We start from the raw sequence: 17766 nt of genomic DNA, 5'->3' as shown, positions 1-17766 counted from the left end.
GCCGCTCAAGGGCTCTGTCCCTCCGCCGCGATCGCCGCCGCGCCGATGATGCCGGCGTCGTTGCCCAGGGAGGCCGGCGTGAACTCCGCCTCGGGTCGGTGACCACGGCCGGTCAGCTGACGGCGGAAGGCCCTGCGTGCGGAGTCGAGCAGCAGGTCGCCGGCCTCGCCCACGCCGCCGCCGACGACGATGAGCTCCGGGTCGAGGATCGCCGCGATGGAGGCGGCTCCCTCACCGACCCACCGGCCCAGGTCCGTCAGCAGCTCCACCGAGGCCGCGTCGCCGTCCTGGGCCGCCTCGGTGACGTCACTGCCCTTGAGCCGGTCCGGGTCACCGCCGCACCGGTCGCGCAGGATCCCGCCGTGCGGCGAGCCCGAGCGGACCAGCTCGCGGGCCTCGCGCACCAGGGCCCTGCCGCTCGCATACATCTCCCAGCACCCGCGGTTGCCGCAGCCGCAGAGGATCCCGTCGGGGACCACGCGCATGTGGCCCATTTCCGCGGCCACACCCCAGGCGCCGCGTAGCAGCACGCCGTCGTTGACCACGCCTCCCCCGACGCCGGTGCCGATGGTGAGCAGGACCATGTCGTCGGTGTCGCGGGCCGCGCCGAACCGGAACTCCCCCCACGCGGCCGCATTGGCGTCGTTCTCGATGATCACCGGCAGGTCGAGCACCGACTCCAGCCGGCGCTTGAGCGGTTCGTCCCGCCAGGCGAGGTTGGGCGCGAACAGGACGGTGGCGCCTGACTTGTCCACAAAACCGGCGCAGGCGACTCCGACGCCGACGACCTCCGAGTCACCCTTCACCAGTTCCCGCACCACGTCGGCCGCGGCGCCCGCGATGGCATCAGGGTCCTGGGCGGGGGTCTCCCGACGAGCCTGTCGCACGAGGTTGCCCTCGACGTCGACGAGACCCCCGGCGATCTTGGTGCCGCCGATGTCCAAGCCGATGGTCGTGGTCATGCCCGCGCTCCCTCGTCGATCGTCTGGTCGTCCGGTCCGTCGTCGGCTCCGTCATCATCGGTCACCGGGATGCCCTGCGTCGTGGGCGCGCTCCGACCCGTGGCCGCGCCGTCCCGAGGAAATGTGCTGCCGGCCCGACGCGTGTCGGCCACCGCTCGCAGGCTGTCGGCCACCGCGGTGGCGAAGTCGGCGAGACGGTCCACGGTCTCGGGACGGACCGCCCGCAGCAGCATCAGGCCCTGGCACAGCGGACAGATCCTGCAGGTGGACGGATCCTGTCGGCCCTCGGCTCCGGCGGTGCCCGCCCCGGGCGCGGTTGCGCCGGTCCGGGCAGCCCCACACTCGGGACAGACTCGGCCACCGCCACCTTGGTCCTCGTCGTGGCCGCCACCGGTTGGGGCCGCGTCACCGGGGGCTCGGTGGGTCGCGCTCCCGGTCGCGGCGTCGGAGGCGGCGTGGGAGGCCTGTTCGGTGGCCTCCTCGGAGGCCCAGGACGCGAAGGCGTCCACGAGACGTGCCGCCTCCTGCGCGACGCTGCCCACCGAGCGGGTCTGCTCGTCAGCTGCCACGGGGCCAGACCTCCTCGTCCGGCACGAACCGGATGCGCAGCCGGCCGTCGCGCACCTTCGCCCCGGTGGCCACGCACCGCCGCAACGCGCTGGGCAGCGACAACACCCGCCGGTGACCGTCGACCGAGATGAGCAGCTCCCCCTGGCGCCGTCCCAGGTCCACCCGCTCCGCGGTCACCAAGGGCAGCGGCAGGGTCAGGATGAACCCGCCCTGCGACGGGCGCACCGTCATACCCTCCACGTCCGGCACCTGCAGCAGGTCAATGCCGGGCCCGTGGGCGGCGGACAGCCGAGCCAGCGCCTCGACACCGACCGGTTCGGCCTCGAGGTAGGCACTGGTCAGCACGGGGATGGGATCGAAGGACTCGTGCACCCGGGCCAGGCCTTCGCGCTGAGCGCGGTGCCAGCCCGAACGCCACGGATCCCCCGGCACCGCGTCGTCCGCGGGGTCCGGGAAGAGCCGGTTGACGACGACCTGGTCGACGGCGAGCCCGTGCAGCCGCAGCGACGTCAGCATCCGGCGGGCCTCGGCGATCACGACTTTCTCGGGTGTCAGGACGAGCCGCACCGACGTGGTCGGCGAGGTGAGCAGCTCCTGCACGTCCCGCAACCGCACCTGCCAGTCGCGCACCAGATCGACGAGCTGGTGGTCGGGCAACGGCACACCGGCAGCGGCAGCGGCGGCCGGCCGCAGCGCCCGCCAAAAGCCGCGACTCGCCGGCGCCAGCCGTTCGAGGTGCCAGGCGAGCGCCTCCGGCAGGGAGAGCAGTCGCAGCGTCTCGGCGGTCGGGGCACAGTCGACGACCACGAGGTCCCACGGGCCGGACACCACCTGCTCGCGCAGCTCGAGCAGCGCGACGACCTCCGGGGCGCCCGGCAGGGAAGCGACCTCTTCCGCCATCACGGGGTCCATGCCGAGACCGTCCAGGACGCGCACCAGGTAGGCCTGCACCCCGCGCCACGACTCCCGGGCCACCCGCTCCGCATCCACGTGCATGGCGAAGAGTCCCGGCTCGACCTGTGTCGGAGACTCGGGACCGTCCAGGCCGATCTCGAGGGCGTCGCCGATGGAGTGCGCCGGGTCGGTCGACATCACCAGCGTCTTGACCCCGTCGCGTGCCGCACGCACTGCGGTCGCGGCAGCCGTCGTGGTCTTGCCGACGCCTCCCTTGCCGGTGAAGAGGATGACCCGCACGGGCGTGCTCAGCCCTCGGCCCGCTTCTTGAGCTCCTGGAGGGCGGTGCCGATGATGACCTTCTCGGCCTTGCGCTTGAGCATCCCGATCATCGGGATCTTCACATCGACCGCGAGCCGGTAGGTCAGGTGCGTGCCGTCACCGACGGCGCCGAGCGTGTAGGAACCGTTGAGCGCCTTGAGCACCTGGGCCGACACCAAGGTCCACGAGACGGCGCCCTCGCCGCTTTCGTCGACGTCCCAGTCGTAGTCGAGGACGTAGGTGTCCTTGATGGCTCCGGCGTCGAGGGTGAACTCGACCTGGTCCGCCCACCCGTCGCCGTCCTCGGCGAGCACCCGCGTCTGCTTGACCTCGCTGGCCCACTCCGGGTAGTGCTCGAAGTCGGCGATGATGTCGAGCACGACTCCCGGAGCGGCGTCGATGACGATGCTGGACTCGGTGCGATCGGCCATGCGCCGAAGGGTAGCGTGCGGCCCGGCTCGCGGGCGCCCCGACCGGACCAGCCGCGGCCCAGCCTCGTCTCGGTCACCGGACACCGCCGCACCGCTGGATGCCTGCCCGGCCGGGACCGAGCCACCGGTCCCTAGGATGTGGGTGGCTCACCGCCCACCGCAGGCACGAGGAGGTCACGTCGATGGAACGAGTCGTCGCCCCGCTCGTGACCCCCACCCGCGAGGGCACGCTGTCCGACCTGGCCGAGCGCGGCGCCCGCGAGCACCCGGATCGCGTCGCCTTCGCCCGCCGCGATGGTGCCGGCTGGAGCGATGTCACCAGCGCCCAGTTCCACGGTGAGGTCCGCGCGCTCGCCAAGGGGTTCGTGGCGGCCGGCCTCGAGGTGGGCGACCGCGTCGCGATCATGAGCAAGACGCGTTACGAGTGGACGCTCGCCGACTTCGCCGCCTGGACCGCCGGCCTCGTGCCGGTCCCGATCTACGAGACGTCGTCGGTCGAGCAGGTGAAATGGATCCTGGAGGACTCCGGGGCGGCGGCGATCGTGCTCGAGACGACCGCCCACGCTGCGATCCTCGCCGAGGCGAGGGAGGACCTGCCCGGCCTGCGCGACGTCTGGCAGGTCGACTCCGGCGGCCTGGACGAGGTGGCGATGCTCGGGTCGGACATCACCGACGAGCAGCTGGACTCGCGCCGCGAGAGGCTCGACCGCGACTCGATCGCGACGATCATCTACACCTCTGGGACGACCGGGCGCCCGAAGGGCTGCCAGCTGACCCACCAGAACTTCATGGGCCTCACCGAGAACACGGTGGAGCGCCTGGCGGAGGTGGTCCGGGCCCAGGACGCCAGCACGCTGCTGTTCCTGCCCCTGGCCCACGTGTTCGCCCGGTTCATCGAGGTGCTCTGCGTGGCCGCCGGGGCCCGGATGGGGCACTCCTCCGACATCAAGAACCTGATGGCCGACTTCGCCAGCTTCCGGCCGACCTTCATCCTCGCGGTGCCCCGCGTCTTCGAGAAGGTCTACAACAGTGCCGAGCAGAACACCACGGCCGAGGGCAAGGGCAAGATCTTCGCCGTCGCGGCCGACACCGCGATCGCCTACAGCGAGGCGCTCGACCGCGGAGGACCCGGGGTCGCCTTGCGGGCCAGGCACGCGGTCTTCGACCGGCTCGTCTACGGCAAGCTGCGCGCCGCGATGGGCGGCAAGGTGCAGTATGCCGTGTCCGGCGGTGCTCCACTCGGGCCTCGCCTGGGTCACTTCTTCCGTGGCATCGGGCTGACCATCCTCGAGGGTTACGGACTGACCGAGACCACCGCGCCGGCCACCGTGAACACGCCGGACCTGATCAAGATCGGCACGGTGGGACCGCCGCTGCCCGGTGTGGGCGTCCGGATCGCCGACGACGGTGAGGTGCTGCTCAAGGGCGTGGGTGTCTTCGCCTCCTACCGCGGCAAGGAGCAGGCGACGGTGGACGCGATGCAGGACGGCTGGTTCCACACCGGTGACCTCGGAAGCCTCGACGAGGACGGCTTCCTGCGGATCACCGGACGCAAGAAGGAGCTACTGGTCACCGCCGGCGGCAAGAACGTCGCGCCCGCCGCCCTCGAGGACGGTCTGCGGGCCCACCCCCTCATCTCCCAGTGCATGGTGGTGGGCGACCAGAAGCCGTTCATCGCCGCGCTGATCACGCTGGACGAGGAGATGTGGCCGACCTGGTCGAAGAACCATGGTCTCGAGGACGTCCCGTTCGACCTGGCCCGGACCCAGGAGGCCGTCCACGAACAGGTCCAGCAGGCGGTCGACGAGGCCAACAAGGCGGTCAGCAGGGCGGAGTCGATCCGCACCTTCCGTATCCTCGCCGGCGACTTCACCGAGGAGAACGGCTACCTCACGCCCTCGCTGAAGCTCAAGCGCTCGGTCGTCATGAAGGACTTCGCGAAGGACGTGGAGCAGCTCTACGCCGGTCCCAAGCCCTGACGGTGGTCCTGCCCAGGCAGCTGCTCACGACCCGACTCGTGCTCCGCCTCCGACTCCGACAGCACCCCGAGCACCAGGTCGCGCGGCAGCCCGTGGGTGTCGTGCAGCTCGAACAGGTCTCGCTCGGTCAGCTCACCGCGTGAGCGATATCGCGACACCACCGACCGACCGCGTCGCAGGAGGCGGTCGAACCGGTCCTGCTCGTCCATCAGCAGCCGGCGCACGACGCGCGCGTCGACCTGCTGGCCCTCGACCGGTTGGCCGAAGTGCTGCAGCGTCACCTCGATCAGCGTTTCGGGCAAGTCCGACAAGGTGTGCGACCGGTCCTGCCGCCACAGCCGGGTCAGGACGCGACGCAACAGGCGGCGCAGCACGTAGCCGCGGCCCGAGGAGGACGGCCTGACTCCGTCGCCGACCACCACGACCGCCGAGCGCAGGTGGTCACAGACCAGACGCAACGAGGAACCGACCGGCCACAGCCCCTGCACCGTGCTGACCCACGGCTCGAGCAGGTCGGTCTCGTATACGGATTCGCGGCCCTGCAGCACCATCGCGAGCCGTTCGAGCCCCATGCCGGTGTCGACGCTCGGTCGCTCCAGCGACTCGAGCTGTCCGTCGCCGCGGCGGCGGTAGCGCATCAGGACGTGGTTCCAGACCTCGACCCACCGGTCGTCCGTCGTCGGGGTACCACGCGGCGGGCCGTTGCCGGTCCAGACGAACACCTCCGTGTCCGGCCCGCACGGTCCGGTGGCCCCGCTCGACCACCAGTTGTCCTCACGGGTCGGCTCGACGGGCACGCCGAGCTCCTCCCAGACCCGCCACGACTCGGTGTCGGGGCCGACCAGCCCGTCACCGCCGAACACCGTGACGTGCAGCAGAGCGGGGTCGAGCCCGAAGCGCTCGCAAAGCAGCTCGTGGCCCCACCGCACGCTCTGCGGCCCGGAGTAGTCGTCCAGCGACCACGACCCCATCATCTCGAAGACCGTCAGGTGGCGGGAGTCGCCAACTTCCTCGAGGTCGGTGGTGCGCAGGCACCGCTGCACATTGACGAGCCTGGGCCCCTGCGGGTGCGGGCGGCCCTCCAGGTAGGGCGTCAGCGGGTGCATTCCCGACGTGGTGAACAGCACCGGGTCTCCCGGAGGCGGGACAAGGGTGCTGCCCGGGAGCGGCTGATGTCCGCGTTCGCGGTAGAAGTCGACGAACGTCATACGGATCTGATCTGTGTCCATGGTGGTGGCCTTTGCTTGGGGCGAGGAGCGGACCTCGCGGACACCACTGATCCCGTGGCGACCTCGGCGATCCGATCCGGTTCGCCGAGGTGACAGGTGGAGAAGGTCAGCAGGCGGCGACCGACGAGCGGGCGGCTCGAACGGTCGCGGCAGCGTGCACGAAGACCTTCATGACCACAACGGTAGGGCGCTCGACGGCAGTGCCGCCACGGGTTTTGCCGTGTGACCGGTTCCGGCCCAGCGATCGGCGATCGCTACGCTGCCTGCACCGGTGTGCCCCCCGGCCACCGCGTCCCAGCTCCCCGGAGGCGACCGTGCCCACCCCCAGCGACTCCCCCAAGCTCGCGGTGCTGATCGACGCCGACAACGCGCAGCCGAGCGTGGCCAGTGCCCTGGTGGACGAGATCGCGAAGTATGGCGTGGCGTCGGTGAAGCGCGTCTACGGCGACTGGACGACGCCGAACCTCAAGGGCTGGAAGGACGCGGCGAACGTCCACGCGATCCAGCCGATCCAGCAGTTCGGCTACACCAAGGGCAAGAACGCGACCGACAGCGCGATGATCATCGACGCGATGGACCTGCTCTACACCGACCGCTTCGACGGGTTCTGCCTCGTGTCGTCGGACAGCGACTTCACCCGGCTGGCCTCGCGGCTGCGGGAGTCGGGGGTGACGGTCTACGGCTTCGGCGAGCGCAAGACGCCGCAGGCCTTCGTGTCGGCCTGCGACCGGTTTGTCTACATGGACGTCCTTCGCTCCGCGTCCGCCGCCGACGTCGAGCCCGAGTCGCAGGAGCACGCGGCGGGCGCCAAGCCCACGAGCAAGGAGCTCAAGGCGGACGCCCGACTCGTCACGCTCGTCCGTTCCGGGGTCGAGGCGGCCTCGGACGACGAGGGCTGGGCCGATCTCGGCTCCGTCGGTTCGCACATCGCCAAGCAGGCGCCCGACTTCGACCCACGCAACTGGCGCTACTCGAAGCTGGTCGACCTGGTGACGGCGATCGGGCTCTTCGAGGTCGAGCGGCAGACCCTGCCGGACGGGCGCTCCACCACGGTCCGGCTGCGGGAGAAGGGCAAGCGCTCACGCTGACTGCTGCGCTCAGTTGCTGGGGTTCGGCGTCGTCGGCGACGCCGAACCCCAGCAATTAGTGGGACAGCCGGTGCAGGTCGGTGAGCCACGCCGCAGTCAGCTGGTCCTCGTCGACGCCCAGCATCTCGGGCACCGCGCGCCGCACGGGGGTGCCGGCCGCGACGGTGCGGTAGAGCCGCAGCAGTGCCGCCTCGCCGTGCGTCGTCGCGATGTGGCGACACAGCAGCCACGCGGCCTGGTAGCTCGCGGCGAGGTCGCGGACGCCCGCGCCGAACGCGGAGTCGGGTGGCACTCCGATGGGTCCGACACCGGACCGGACCCTGTCCAGCAGGTCGGCGGCGATCGCCTCAGGCGGCAACGCGACCGCGCGGTAGGCGAGGTAGTCGGCCAGCCCCTCCGACAACCAGAGCGGGACGGGCGCAGTGGTGCTGGCCCTGGTGGCCACGTGTGTGACCTCGTGGGTCACCACCGCGGCCCGGCCCTGCGCTGTCAGCTCCGACCAGGTGGCCGAACGCACCACGACCTGGTCAGCGCTCGCCCGGCCGTCGGCATCGAGCGGACCGGTCGTCACTGCTGCGACCTGGCTGGTCGTGGCGGCCGACGTCGTCTGCCCGGTCAGCCCGGCATACTCCTCGGCGGTGGCCGGGACGATGAGCACCGGTGCGCGGCTCCAATCGGTGCCCCACTGGCGGTCCACGAGCTGCACCGCCCGGTCCGCGAGCCGCGCGTAGCCTCGCAACCGGCTGAGCGCGGCGTTGCCCACCACCAGGCTGGAACGGCCGCGGACCACCCGCATGCCGGGCAGGTCCCACGGCACCGAGACGCGGGGCGAACGGCTTCCGTCCGGCAGGGGCAGGAGCGCCGGGCCCCCGGCACCACCGACCGGGCGGCCGAGCACGAACCGCTCCCGGAAGGTGCGCGGTCCCCCGAAGCGGCCGAGCGCATACGTCCCTCGCACCTCGACGACCCTCCCGGCGGCGGTCGACCCGCTCGAACCGGTGGATCCCGTCGACCCGGTCGACGCGGCCGGGCCGGACCCTCGCCCGGTGGCACGGGGTGGGAGCAGCCTGGCCGAGTCGTAACGGAAGAGGGTGAGCGGCAGCTGCACGATCCGGTCGAAGACTGCGGCCTGCTGGTCTGCGATGCCCTGGCGGGCTGCACCGGGCATGCCCCGGGGCGATGTCGGACCGACGGCCGCCAGCCAGGCGGCACGATCCTGCGCCCGGATGGCGGCTTCCCGGCGCTGCAGCAGGGAACGCACCCGGCCTTCGAGCTCTGCGGAGCCGCCTGCCACGGGCAGCTCCACCAACGCGCTCGACCAGCTGCCACGAACCGTGGAGGCGGCGCGGCCGGCGGTTGCCTGCGGAGTCGGCGCAGCCACGGAGGGAATGGAGCCGGCGTGGCTCAGGAGTGAGGGAGCCACCGGGTTCGGCGCGGACCGACCCGGTCGGGGCTGGTGCTGGGCCGGCCCGCTGGCCGTGCCATCCCCTGTGCCGGGAACCAGCAGGAGCATCGGGGCCAGGCAGAGCGCGACCAGCGCGGTCGCAGCACGCCTGGCCACAGTCACGGCGTCATGCTAGGCGTCCGCTGCAGGAGACGACGCTGAACGGCTTCGTGCAGGCGCGCGACCGCCTCGGCGGAGGTGAGTCACCCCACCGCCCGGAACCGGTCCCACGGCTCGCGGCGGGCGCTCAGCCCGGACGCCTCGGCGGCGGACACGAGCCCCACGTCGACGAACGTCGAGACCGCGGCCAGCTCGGCGGAGTCGAGCGGCAGCTCCGCCGACACGGGCTCCAGCAGCGCCGTCACCATGCACTCACCGCAGCGGACGTCCCTCACGGGGCAGGTCTGGCAGTCGACCAGCATGTCGGGCTCCTTCTCTGGTTGGGTCGGTGGACCTCGGTCGTCTCGGCGTCGCGACACCTCGCGGTGTGTCGGCGCTGGTCCAGACGCTAGGACCGAGGTCTGACACCGCCCCCTACGATCGGCGCAACCACTCTTCCTGGAGGCTGTGATGAGTCGACTGCACGTGTTGGCGGCGCCGGACAAGTTCCGCGGTTCGGCCACGGCGACGGAGGTGGCCGCCGCCGTGGCCGCTGGAGCCCGGCGTGCCGGCTGGGACTGCCGGCTGCTGCCCATGGCCGACGGCGGCGAGGGCACGCTCGAGGCACTGGGCGGCCCTGACCGCACGACCGTGGTGTCCGGCCCGGACGGGGAACCCGTCGAGGCGGCCTGGCGACTCGACGGCACGACCGCGGTCATCGAGATGGCCACCGCCGCCGGCCTCCAGCTGGCCGGCGGAGCCGGAGCCAACGATGCGCTGGCGGCCACCACCCGAGGAGTGGGCGAGCTGGTGGCCGCCGCGCTCGACGCCGGGGCCACCCGGGTCATCATCGGGGTCGGCGGCTCCGCCACCACCGACGGTGGGCTCGGCGCCGTCGAGGTGCTCGAGGAGCGCCAGCCACTGGGCGGCCCGGGTGCCCACGCGCAGGTCGTCGTCGCCCACGACGTCCGCACGCTGTTCACGCAGGCCGCCGCCGTCTTCGGGCCGCAGAAGGGGGCCGGGCCGGCCGAGGTCGAGCAGCTCACGCAGCGCCTGGAGTCGTTGCGCGCGGACTACCTGGCACGCTACGGCGTCGACGTCGGCGTCCTCCCCGGCTCCGGCGCCGCCGGGGGTCTGGCGGGTGGCCTCGCCGCGCTCGGCGCCCGGCTGGCCCCGGGCTTCGACGCCGTGGCGACCGAAGTCGGCCTCGCCGAGGCCGTAGCCCAAGCGGACCTTGTCATCACCGGGGAGGGCCTGATGGACCCGGAGTCCTTCAACGGCAAGGTCGTCGGCGGGGTCGCCGCCCTCGCCGAGCAGACCGACACACCGGTCTTCGTCGTGGCCGGGCAGGTGCGTCCGGAGGTGCGTGACCGGGTCCCCTGCGTCGACCTCGTACAGGTTTTCGGCGAGGAGCGTTCGTGGGCCGAGCCGCTCGCCTGCATCGAGGAGGCGGTGTTCCGACACCTGGGCTCGCTCGCCACGAACCACGCAGCGACCGGAGGCACGTAGCGCCTGTGCCACCGCGCACGGCATACCGGCGTGGCGCGTTGGGGTTGGCCGCGGCGGGGGAACGTCCTCGGGCTGGTCGGCGTATCAACAGGTTTGCGGGGGCCGCTGGCCGCGCACCGCCGCCTCGACGACTCCGAGCGCCTCGTCGGGGCTCAGCCCGAGGGCGTGGGCGACGCGGGCGAACTCCTGTGCGGCGTGGCGGATCCGCGCCCTGCTCTCGTCGCCCGCGCTGCCGACGAAGGTGCCGGCGCGACCACGAGTCTCGACCAAACCGGCCTCGTCGAGCTCGCGGTAGGCGCGCGCAACCGTATTGGCGGCGACCCCCAGCGAGCTGGCCAGGCTCCGCACGGTGGGCAGCTTGGCGCCGACAGGCAGGACGCCCTGCGTGATCTGCGTCGCCAGCTGGAGCCGCACCTGCTCGTAGGGCGGTACTTCGCTGCCGGAGTCGATCCGAACCAGCTGCATGAGCGTCCTCCTCGCCCCGATTCTCACCACCACCACCGTGCCACACGGTGATCGGCTGCCGGCGGCCCAGGAGCCGGCCGATTTCGTCACGGGCGCGCCTGCCCCGGCCTGTCGGACCCACGGCCTACCGTCGATCCCATGCAGGTCACCCACGGCGTCCAAACGACGCTCGACGAGCTCGGGACACCGCTCGCCGACGTCACGTTCGTGGTGGTCGACCTGGAGACCACGGGTGGCAGCCCCTCCGGTGCGCACATCACCGAGGTCGGCGCGGTCAAGGTGCGCGGTGGCGAGGTCCTCGGAGAGTTCCAGACCCTGGTCAACCCGGCCGAGCCGATCCCGGCGTTCATCTCGGTGCTGACCGGCATCACGGGCGCGATGGTCGCGGACGCGCCCCGGGTGGCCACTGTGCTGCCGGCGTTCCTGGAGTTCGCCGCAGGCAGCGTCCTCGTGGCCCACAACGCGGGTTTCGACATCTCCTTCCTCAAGGCGGCCGCCGCCCAGACCGGACACCCCTGGCCGGGTTTTCGCGTGGTCGACACCGTGCACCTGGCCCGGCAGCTCGTCACCCGTGACGAGGCGCCCAACCGCAAGCTGAGTTCGCTGGCCCGGCTCTTCGGCGCGGCAACGACGCCCGACCACCGCGCGCTGCACGATGCCCGCGCAACCGTCGACGTGCTGCACGGCCTGCTCGCGCGGGTCGGCAACCTCGGCGTCACCACGTTCGAGGAGCTGGCCAGCTACTCCTCGCGGGTGAGCCCGGCGCAGCGCCGCAAGCGGTTCCTCGCCGACGGGTTGCCCTCCGCACCGGGGGTCTACATCTTCAAGGACGCCGATGGCCGACCGCTCTACGTCGGTACCTCCAAGGACATCCGCCGCAGGGTGCGCACCTACTTCACCGCCAGCGAGCAACGCAGCCGGATGGCCGAGATGGTCGCACTCGCGCAGAACATCACCCCGATCGTGTGTGCCACGGCGCTGGAGGCCGAGGTGCGCGAGCTGCGCCTCATCGCCGAGCACCAACCGCGCTACAACCGGCGCTCCCGCTATCCCGAACGCGCCCCGTGGGTGAAGCTGACCGTCGAGCCCTTTCCCCGGCTGTCCATCGTCCGGCAGGTCAAGGACGACGGCGCCCGCTACTTCGGTCCGTTCTCCTCGTGGGCGGCCGCGCGGGACGCCGTCGACGCCGTCCACGAGGTGGTGCCCCTGCGCCAGTGCACCACACGGTTGAGCACTCGGGGCGTCACGCCCGCCTGCGCGCTCGCCGAGATGGGGCGATGCGGCGCGCCGTGCACCGGCGCCCAGTCCGTGCAGGACTACGCGCTCGTCGCGCAGACCGCCGCCGAGATGATCTCGGGCGACGCCCGCGAGGTCGTCGGGGCGCTGCGCGAGCGGATGAGCGTCCTGTCCCGACAGGAGCGCTACGAGGACGCGGGCGCGGTGCGCGACCGCTTGCTGCACCTGGTCCGGGCCGCGGCTCGCGCGCAGCGCATCGCGCCCCTGGCCCGCAGCGCCGAGGTGGTGGCCGCCCGCCGAGCCGCGCCCGGCGGGTGGGAGCTGGTCTGCGTGCGCTACGGCCGTCTGGCCGGCACCACGGTGAGTCCGCCGGGGGCCGACCCCCGGCCGTTCATCGAGGCCCTGGGGCGGACCGCCGAGGTCGTGGCGGCTCCGGCCGCCCCGGTGCCCGCGGCCACTGCCGAGGAGACCGAGAAGGTCCTTCGCTGGCTCGAGGCGCCAGGAGTGCGCATGGTGTCCATCCAGGGTGAGTGGACCTGTCCGGTGCACGGTGCGGGTGGTGCCCGCGACCGGCTCGAACCCCTGGCCGCGGCCCGCCGCGACCTGGTCGGCTTCGACGAGCCCTCCTCCATCGGGCTCACGCATCGACCGCCCGCCGCGGTGCCCTCCGCAGGCTGAGGGACCAGGGCGCCCAGCACCGGCGCAGGCCGACGCGGCCGCGCCCGGGCGGCTAGGGTGAGCCTCGTGATCTCCGCCATCGTCCTGATCAACTGCGACGTCCACCGCATCCCCGAGGCTGCTGCCGCCATCGCCGAGATCGACGGCGTGAGCGAGGTCTACTCCGTGACCGGGGACGTCGACCTCATCGCGGTCGCCAAGGTGTCCCGGCACGAGGACTTCGCCGACGTGATCGCCGACCGCCTCAACAAGGTGGAGGGCGTCACCGGCACCCAGACGCACATCGCCTTCCGCACCTACTCCGGACGCGATCTGGAAGCGGCGTTCAGCCTCGGCCTCGACGACGCCTGACCACGACCCGACCGCGCGGGTGCCAGGCAGGAGCGGGGATGATCGATGGGGTCTGCACCCCACGGATCCTCCACACGGCGGCTCTTGGCCGGACGGCTCAGTCCGTGGCGGTCGAGGCAGCCACCCAGCGAGCGACCACCTCACCGGCGGCACCTGAGTCGATGGACTGCTCGGCGCGGTCCATCCCGGCGCGCACCTGACGGTGCAGCGCGGCGCTCGGGTCACCGTCATGGCCCGTGCCGCCCGGGGTCTCGTCGGGCTCGGTCAGCGCGAGGGCAACCCCCGCATTGAGCACGACTGCGTCACGCACCGGTCCACGGTCCTCTCCGCCGATGACCCGGCGCAGGACGCCGGCGTTGTAGTCGGCGTCCTGCCCCCGGAGGGTCTCGATCGGGTTGAGCTGCAGCCCGAGTCTGCGCGGGTCGAGACGGTGCTCGCTGACGTTGCCGCTGCGGACCCACCACAGCGTGGAGGTGGTGGTGATGGTGAGCTCGTCCAGGCCATCGTCGCCGCGGAAGACGGCCGCGTCCTTTTCCCGCTCGGCGAAGACGCCGGCGATGAGCGGCGCCATCCGCGCGTCGGCGACGCCGATCGCGGCATACCGGGGCTGCGCCGGGTTGGTGAGCGGCCCGAGGAAGTTGAACGCGGTGCCGATGCCCAGGCCGCTGCGGGCCGCCGCCGCGTGCCGCATGGACGGGTGGAAGGTCTGCGCGAAACAGAAGGTGATGCCGCAGTCGGCGAAGATCCGGGCGATGGCCTCAGGGGTGGACCTCAAGTTGATGCCGAGGGACTCGAGCACATCGGCGGACCCGGACGAGGACGACGCGGCCCGGTTGCCGTGCTTGATGATCGGCACCCCAGCGCCGGCGGCGACGATCGAGGCCATCGTCGAGATGTTCACCGTGTGCGCGCGATCGCCGCCCGTGCCGACGATGTCCAGGGCGACATCGGGCGCGGCCATGCGGGTGGCGTGCTGCAGCATCATGTCCGCGAGGCCGCGCATCTCGGCGACGCTCTCACCCTTGGCCCGGAGCGCCATGAGGAAGCCGGCGACCTGCACGGGGCTCGCCTCGCCCCTCATCACCTGGTCCATCGCCCAGGCGGCGTCCTCGGTGGACAGGTCACGGCCCTGCAGCAGCGAGGTGTAGAGGGTCGGCCAGTCGGGCGTCGCGGCGCTTTGGGTGGAGGTGGGGGTGCTGCGGTCCGGCGACCCGGCCATGGTCAGGGCTTGACCAGGGAGCCCGCGCCGGAGCGACCGAGCTCGGCGACGGCCGAGGACATCGCCAAGGCGTCCAAGGGGTGCGGCACGACCTGGTCGGCCTGCGACCACGCGGCCAGCCAGCCGTCCTGCGGCCGGCCGGTCAGCACCAGGATCGGGGGACAGTCGAAGATCTCGTTCTTCAGCTCGCGGCACAGGCCCAGTCCCCCGACCGGAGCCGCCTCACCGTCCAGGATCAACACGTCGAAGCTCGCGCCACGCACCGCCTCGTGGACGGCAGCCGAGGTCGCGCACTCACGCCAGGTCTTGACCTCGATGTCGCGTGATGGACGCTTGCCCACCGCGATCCGCACCGCGTCGCGGGTGGCGATGTCGTCGCTGTAGAGCAGGACGCTGATCTGCTTGGGGCCGGGCCGGCTGCCGCCGTCCGGGGGCACGGCAGCGGGCGTCGAGGGGTGCGAAGCGGTCATGCCCAAGATGCTACCGGTGCGGCCCGGTGGGCCGGTCGCCGACATTCGGGGGGTCGCTCTGACATCCCAGCGCGGATAGGGCCATAATGGCGCCCGTGGCGACCGCATCAGCAGTTCACTCAGGCACGCCGGGAACCAGTCCCGGACCACTCCAGCGACCGGGCCCGGCGACACGGCCGGACATGACGTCGGTGGGCACGATCGTGTGGCTCTCCAGTGAGCTGATGTTCTTCGCGGGACTCTTCGCGATGTACTTCACGATTCGCTCAGTCTCGCCCGAGCTGTGGGCCGACAAGACGACGGCACTGAACGTCCCCTACGCCGCCGGGAACACGCTGATCCTGGTGATCTCGTCGGTCTGGTGCCAGCTCGGCGTCTTCCGCGCGGAGAACGGCCACCCGGTGCGGACCGGCAAGCTGTTGGAGATCGGCAAGTGGGGAATGCGCGAGTGGTACGTCCTCACCTACATCTTCGGGGCCGTCTTCGTCTCCGGGCAGGTCAAGGAATACGCCGACATGGTCCACGAGGGCATCACCATGTCGTCGGACGCCTACGGCTCGGTCTTCTACATGACCACCGGGTTCCACGCCCTGCACGTGACCGGCGGGCTCCTCGCCTTCCTGATGATCATCGGACGCACCTTCACGACACGTCGCTACACGCACACCCAGGCGACCGGTGCCATCGTGACGTCGTACTACTGGCACTTCGTCGACGTCGTCTGGATCGCCCTGTTCGCGACCATCTACCTGCTGCAGTGACCATGCCCCCTCCTCTGACGACCCCTGCCCCGTATCCCACCCTCGACAGGACCGCATCGTGAACTCCCTCGCTGCCCGCCGCCGCCACCCGGCGGCGATCGTCGTCATCCTGATGCTGGGGCTCCTGGCCACGGGTGGGCTGTACGTGCTGCTCTCGCCCAAGACGGCGCAGGCGGCGGTGGCCACCGCGGACGACGTGAACCAAGGCAAGAAGCTCTTCCTGGCCAACTGCGCCACCTGCCACGGACTGAAGGCCCAGGGCACCAACGACGCACCCTCGCTCGTCGGCGTCGGTGCCGCGTCCGTCGACTTCCAGGTGGGCACCGGGCGGATGCCGCTGGCCGGACCAAACGTCCAGGCGCACCAGTCGCCGAAGCTGAAGTACTCCGAGAGCGAGATCCGCGACCTCGCTGCCTACATCGCCTCGCTCGGCCCTGGCCCGGCGATCCCCGAGGAGTCCGAGCTGACCGGCGGCAACCAGGCCAAGGGCGGCGAGCTGTTCCGCGTCAACTGCGCCATGTGCCACAACTTCACCGGCGCCGGTGGCGCCCTGACGCGCGGCAAGTTCGCTCCGGCACTGGACGACGTGTCCGGCAAGCACATCTACGAGGCAATGGTCACCGGCCCGCAGTCGATGCCGGTGTTCAACAACACCAACATCGACAAGCAGGGCAAGGCCGACATCATCGCCTACCTGCAGGGGCTCGACGAGAACAAGAACCCCGGCGGCATCACGCTGGGGCGGATCGGTCCGGTGAGCGAGGGCCTGTTCGCATGGACGTTCGGCATCGGCCTCCTCATCGGCTTCGCCGTCTGGCTGGGCCGCAAGGCGGCGTGATGGCCACCCGACCGCACCGACGCAACGATTCCGAGGGACAGGATCGACCACGATGACTGACAACGGGAACCCCACACAGGGCCCGCACGAGCCGGACGGCCAGGTCGAGCGGTTCGACACGAGCACCGCCCTGCCCCTCGACCAGGGGCACATCGTCGGGACCGGCGGCATTCCCGAGCAGTTCGCCAACCCCGGTCTGCCGCCGCATGTCCACCGCATGGCCGACCACGACGAAGGTGCAGCGCGGCGGGCCGAGAAGCAGGTCGCCACCCTCTTCGGCATCTCCGCGCTCGCGACGGTGCTGTTCGTCGTCTGCTACTTCGCCATCCCGCGCGACAAGTTCTCCTTCATCCCCCTGGTCGGCCAGGCCAACATCTCCCACGTCACGCTCGGTGTCACCCTCTCGATCTCGCTGCTCGGGATCGGCATGGGAGCCATCCACTGGGCCAAGACGCTGATGCCGGACACCGAGGTCGTCGAGGAGCGGCACACGCTGCGCTCGGCCGAGGAGGACCGTCATGGCGCGGTGGACACCCTCCTCGAGGGCGGGCAGGGTGCCCAGATCGCCCGTCGCCCGCTCATCAAGTACACCCTCGGCGGCGCTCTCGGCCTCTTCGCGATCCCGTTGGTCGTCCAGCTGGTCGGCAGCCTCGGGCCCGCCCCCGGCGACGAGCTCTACACCACGGTCTGGAAGAAGGGCACCCGGCTGGTCCGCGACCCTGAGCTGACCCCGGTCAAGGCCACCGACGTCACCATCGGCTCGGTCTTCCACATCCTGCCCGAGGGGATCGACAAGACCGCTTACCCGATGAACGAGAAGGCGAAGGCAGCTGTGCTGCTGATGCGCCTGGACCCCAAGGACATCCTCAGCCAGAAGGAGCTCGACTGGGGCTACCACGGCATCGTGGCCTACTCGCAGATCTGCACGCACGTCGGCTGCCCGGTCGGCCTCTACGAGCAGCAGACCCATCACCTGCTGTGCCCGTGCCACCAGTCCACCTTCGACGTGACGCAGGACGCCAAGGTGATCTTCGGGCCGGCCGGGCACCCACTGCCACAGTTGAAGATCACCGTTGACCAGGACGGCTACCTGATGGCCGACGCGCCGTTCGCCGAACCGGTCGGCCCGAGTTTCTGGGAGCGCGGATGAGCACCTCGAGCATTCCCAAGGGCGCGGCAGGGCTGCGCGCCAGTGACCAAGCGGCCCGGCCGGCTGCGGGTG

The 17766-nt window shown here is 71.4% G+C and carries 18 protein-coding genes; 8 read left to right on the top strand and 10 right to left on the bottom strand.

Features of this window, described 5'->3' with window-relative positions; genetic code table 11:
* Window positions 1-5: 5 nt before the first annotated feature.
* The 4 genes from FCN22_RS08035 to FCN22_RS08020 are packed head-to-tail and all read right to left on the bottom strand — an operon-like array spanning window position 6 to window position 3178.
* Window positions 6-962, bottom strand: coding sequence for an ROK family glucokinase (locus FCN22_RS08035; protein WP_137121035.1), 957 nt, complete (start codon window positions 960-962; stop codon window positions 6-8).
* Window positions 959-1531 carry a hypothetical protein gene (locus tag FCN22_RS08030; protein ID WP_137121034.1) on the bottom strand — a complete coding sequence of 191 codons (573 nt, stop codon included), beginning with the start codon at window positions 1529-1531 and terminating at the stop codon, window positions 959-961. The genes FCN22_RS08035 and FCN22_RS08030 overlap by 4 nt, the downstream gene beginning before the upstream one ends.
* The gene (locus FCN22_RS08025; RefSeq protein WP_137121033.1) at window positions 1521-2726 is read right to left on the bottom strand and encodes an ArsA family ATPase; all 1206 of its coding nucleotides are present in this window, start codon (window positions 2724-2726) and stop codon (window positions 1521-1523) included. Before FCN22_RS08025 ends, FCN22_RS08030 begins: the two co-directional genes overlap by 11 nt.
* Before the next feature lie 8 nt (window positions 2727-2734).
* Entirely contained in the window at window positions 2735-3178 is a 444-nt protein-coding gene (locus tag FCN22_RS08020; RefSeq protein ID WP_137121032.1) for an SRPBCC family protein, read from the bottom strand.
* 182 nt (window positions 3179-3360) lie between these two features.
* Here FCN22_RS08020 and FCN22_RS08015 point away from each other — a divergent pair, with 182 nt between their 5' ends.
* On the top strand, window positions 3361-5157 hold the full coding sequence (locus FCN22_RS08015; protein WP_137121031.1) for an AMP-dependent synthetase/ligase: 1797 nt from the start codon (window positions 3361-3363) through the stop codon (window positions 5155-5157).
* Here the strand turns inward: FCN22_RS08015 and FCN22_RS08010 are convergent.
* A complete protein-coding gene (locus tag FCN22_RS08010) occupies window positions 5136-6386 on the bottom strand; it encodes an alanine--tRNA ligase-related protein (protein WP_137121030.1) in 1251 nt (416 codons plus the stop codon). The genes FCN22_RS08015 and FCN22_RS08010 overlap by 22 nt on opposite strands.
* Before the next feature lie 314 nt (window positions 6387-6700).
* Here FCN22_RS08010 and FCN22_RS08005 point away from each other — a divergent pair, with 314 nt between their 5' ends.
* Window positions 6701-7474, top strand: a complete 774-nt coding sequence (locus FCN22_RS08005; RefSeq protein WP_238384595.1) for an NYN domain-containing protein — start codon at window positions 6701-6703, stop codon at window positions 7472-7474.
* Between the two features lie 55 nt (window positions 7475-7529).
* On the opposite strand, the gene FCN22_RS08000 is transcribed toward FCN22_RS08005, so the two are convergent.
* Window positions 7530-9041, bottom strand: a complete 1512-nt coding sequence (locus FCN22_RS08000) for a gluzincin family metallopeptidase (RefSeq protein WP_137121028.1) — start codon at window positions 9039-9041, stop codon at window positions 7530-7532.
* 80 nt (window positions 9042-9121) lie between these two features.
* Window positions 9122-9340 (bottom strand): hypothetical protein, encoded by a 219-nt coding sequence (locus FCN22_RS07995; RefSeq protein WP_137121027.1) that lies wholly within the window; start codon window positions 9338-9340, stop codon window positions 9122-9124.
* 148 nt (window positions 9341-9488) lie between these two features.
* On the opposite strand from FCN22_RS07995, the gene FCN22_RS07990 reads away from it, so the two are divergent.
* The gene (locus FCN22_RS07990; RefSeq protein WP_137121026.1) at window positions 9489-10526 is read left to right on the top strand and encodes a glycerate kinase; all 1038 of its coding nucleotides are present in this window, start codon (window positions 9489-9491) and stop codon (window positions 10524-10526) included.
* 84 nt (window positions 10527-10610) lie between these two features.
* Here the strand turns inward: FCN22_RS07990 and FCN22_RS07985 are convergent, their stop codons facing one another.
* On the bottom strand, window positions 10611-10991 hold the full coding sequence (locus tag FCN22_RS07985; RefSeq protein ID WP_137121025.1) for a GntR family transcriptional regulator: 381 nt from the start codon (window positions 10989-10991) through the stop codon (window positions 10611-10613).
* A 138-nt stretch (window positions 10992-11129) separates the two neighbouring features.
* On the opposite strand from FCN22_RS07985, the gene FCN22_RS07980 reads away from it, so the two are divergent.
* Together FCN22_RS07980 and FCN22_RS07975 are read left to right on the top strand one after the other, a co-directional pair.
* The gene (locus FCN22_RS07980) at window positions 11130-12905 is read left to right on the top strand and encodes a DEDD exonuclease domain-containing protein (RefSeq protein ID WP_137121024.1); all 1776 of its coding nucleotides are present in this window, start codon (window positions 11130-11132) and stop codon (window positions 12903-12905) included.
* Window positions 12906-12971: 66 nt separating this feature from the next.
* Entirely contained in the window at window positions 12972-13256 is a 285-nt protein-coding gene (locus FCN22_RS07975; protein ID WP_137121023.1) for an Lrp/AsnC family transcriptional regulator, read from the top strand.
* Window positions 13257-13353: 97 nt separating this feature from the next.
* Here FCN22_RS07975 and trpD read toward each other — a convergent pair whose 3' ends face one another.
* Entirely contained in the window at window positions 13354-14475 is a 1122-nt protein-coding gene (trpD, locus tag FCN22_RS07970; RefSeq protein ID WP_137121022.1) for an anthranilate phosphoribosyltransferase, read from the bottom strand.
* A gap of 2 nt (window positions 14476-14477) precedes the next feature.
* Window positions 14478-14945 (bottom strand): response regulator transcription factor, encoded by a 468-nt coding sequence (locus FCN22_RS07965; RefSeq protein ID WP_238384594.1) that lies wholly within the window; start codon window positions 14943-14945, stop codon window positions 14478-14480.
* 86 nt (window positions 14946-15031) lie between these two features.
* Between FCN22_RS07965 and ctaE the strand changes: the two genes are divergently transcribed.
* Genes ctaE through qcrA form a run of 3 tightly spaced genes read left to right on the top strand, consistent with a single transcriptional unit; the run spans window position 15032 to window position 17694 of the window.
* Complete coding sequence (gene ctaE / locus FCN22_RS07960) at window positions 15032-15706, top strand: aa3-type cytochrome oxidase subunit III (RefSeq protein ID WP_202911465.1); 675 nt, start codon at window positions 15032-15034, stop codon at window positions 15704-15706.
* A gap of 58 nt (window positions 15707-15764) precedes the next feature.
* Complete coding sequence (gene qcrC / locus FCN22_RS07955) at window positions 15765-16544, top strand: cytochrome bc1 complex diheme cytochrome c subunit (protein ID WP_137121020.1); 780 nt, start codon at window positions 15765-15767, stop codon at window positions 16542-16544.
* A 52-nt stretch (window positions 16545-16596) separates the two neighbouring features.
* On the top strand, window positions 16597-17694 hold the full coding sequence (qcrA, locus tag FCN22_RS07950) for a cytochrome bc1 complex Rieske iron-sulfur subunit (protein ID WP_137121019.1): 1098 nt from the start codon (window positions 16597-16599) through the stop codon (window positions 17692-17694).
* The last annotated feature ends 72 nt before the right edge of the window (window positions 17695-17766 follow it).

Source organism: Segeticoccus rhizosphaerae (assembly GCF_005222685.1).
Classification (GTDB): domain Bacteria; phylum Actinomycetota; class Actinomycetes; order Actinomycetales; family Dermatophilaceae; genus Segeticoccus; species Segeticoccus rhizosphaerae.
Note: the sequence above shows the minus strand (reverse complement) of the source record. Positions and strands in the feature narration are given on the sequence as shown.

Excerpts from the sequence above, each read along its gene's own strand:
- FCN22_RS07985 (WP_137121025.1), bottom strand. The coding sequence starts at position 10,991 with ATGCAGCTGGTTCGGATCGACTCCGGCAGCGAAGTACCGCCCTACGAG.
- FCN22_RS07990 (WP_137121026.1), top strand. The coding sequence starts at position 9,489 with ATGAGTCGACTGCACGTGTTGGCGGCGCCGGACAAGTTCCGCGGTTCG.
- FCN22_RS07965 (WP_238384594.1), bottom strand. The coding sequence starts at position 14,945 with ATGACCGCTTCGCACCCCTCGACGCCCGCTGCCGTGCCCCCGGACGGC.
- FCN22_RS08015 (WP_137121031.1), top strand. The coding sequence starts at position 3,361 with ATGGAACGAGTCGTCGCCCCGCTCGTGACCCCCACCCGCGAGGGCACG.
- trpD (WP_137121022.1), bottom strand. The coding sequence starts at position 14,475 with ATGGCCGGGTCGCCGGACCGCAGCACCCCCACCTCCACCCAAAGCGCC.
- ctaE (WP_202911465.1), top strand. The coding sequence starts at position 15,032 with ATGGCGCCCGTGGCGACCGCATCAGCAGTTCACTCAGGCACGCCGGGA.
- FCN22_RS08010 (WP_137121030.1), bottom strand. The coding sequence starts at position 6,386 with ATGGACACAGATCAGATCCGTATGACGTTCGTCGACTTCTACCGCGAA.
- qcrA (WP_137121019.1), top strand. The coding sequence starts at position 16,597 with ATGACTGACAACGGGAACCCCACACAGGGCCCGCACGAGCCGGACGGC.
- FCN22_RS08020 (WP_137121032.1), bottom strand. The coding sequence starts at position 3,178 with ATGGCCGATCGCACCGAGTCCAGCATCGTCATCGACGCCGCTCCGGGA.
- FCN22_RS07980 (WP_137121024.1), top strand. The coding sequence starts at position 11,130 with ATGCAGGTCACCCACGGCGTCCAAACGACGCTCGACGAGCTCGGGACA.
- FCN22_RS07995 (WP_137121027.1), bottom strand. The coding sequence starts at position 9,340 with ATGCTGGTCGACTGCCAGACCTGCCCCGTGAGGGACGTCCGCTGCGGT.
- FCN22_RS08035 (WP_137121035.1), bottom strand. The coding sequence starts at position 962 with ATGACCACGACCATCGGCTTGGACATCGGCGGCACCAAGATCGCCGGG.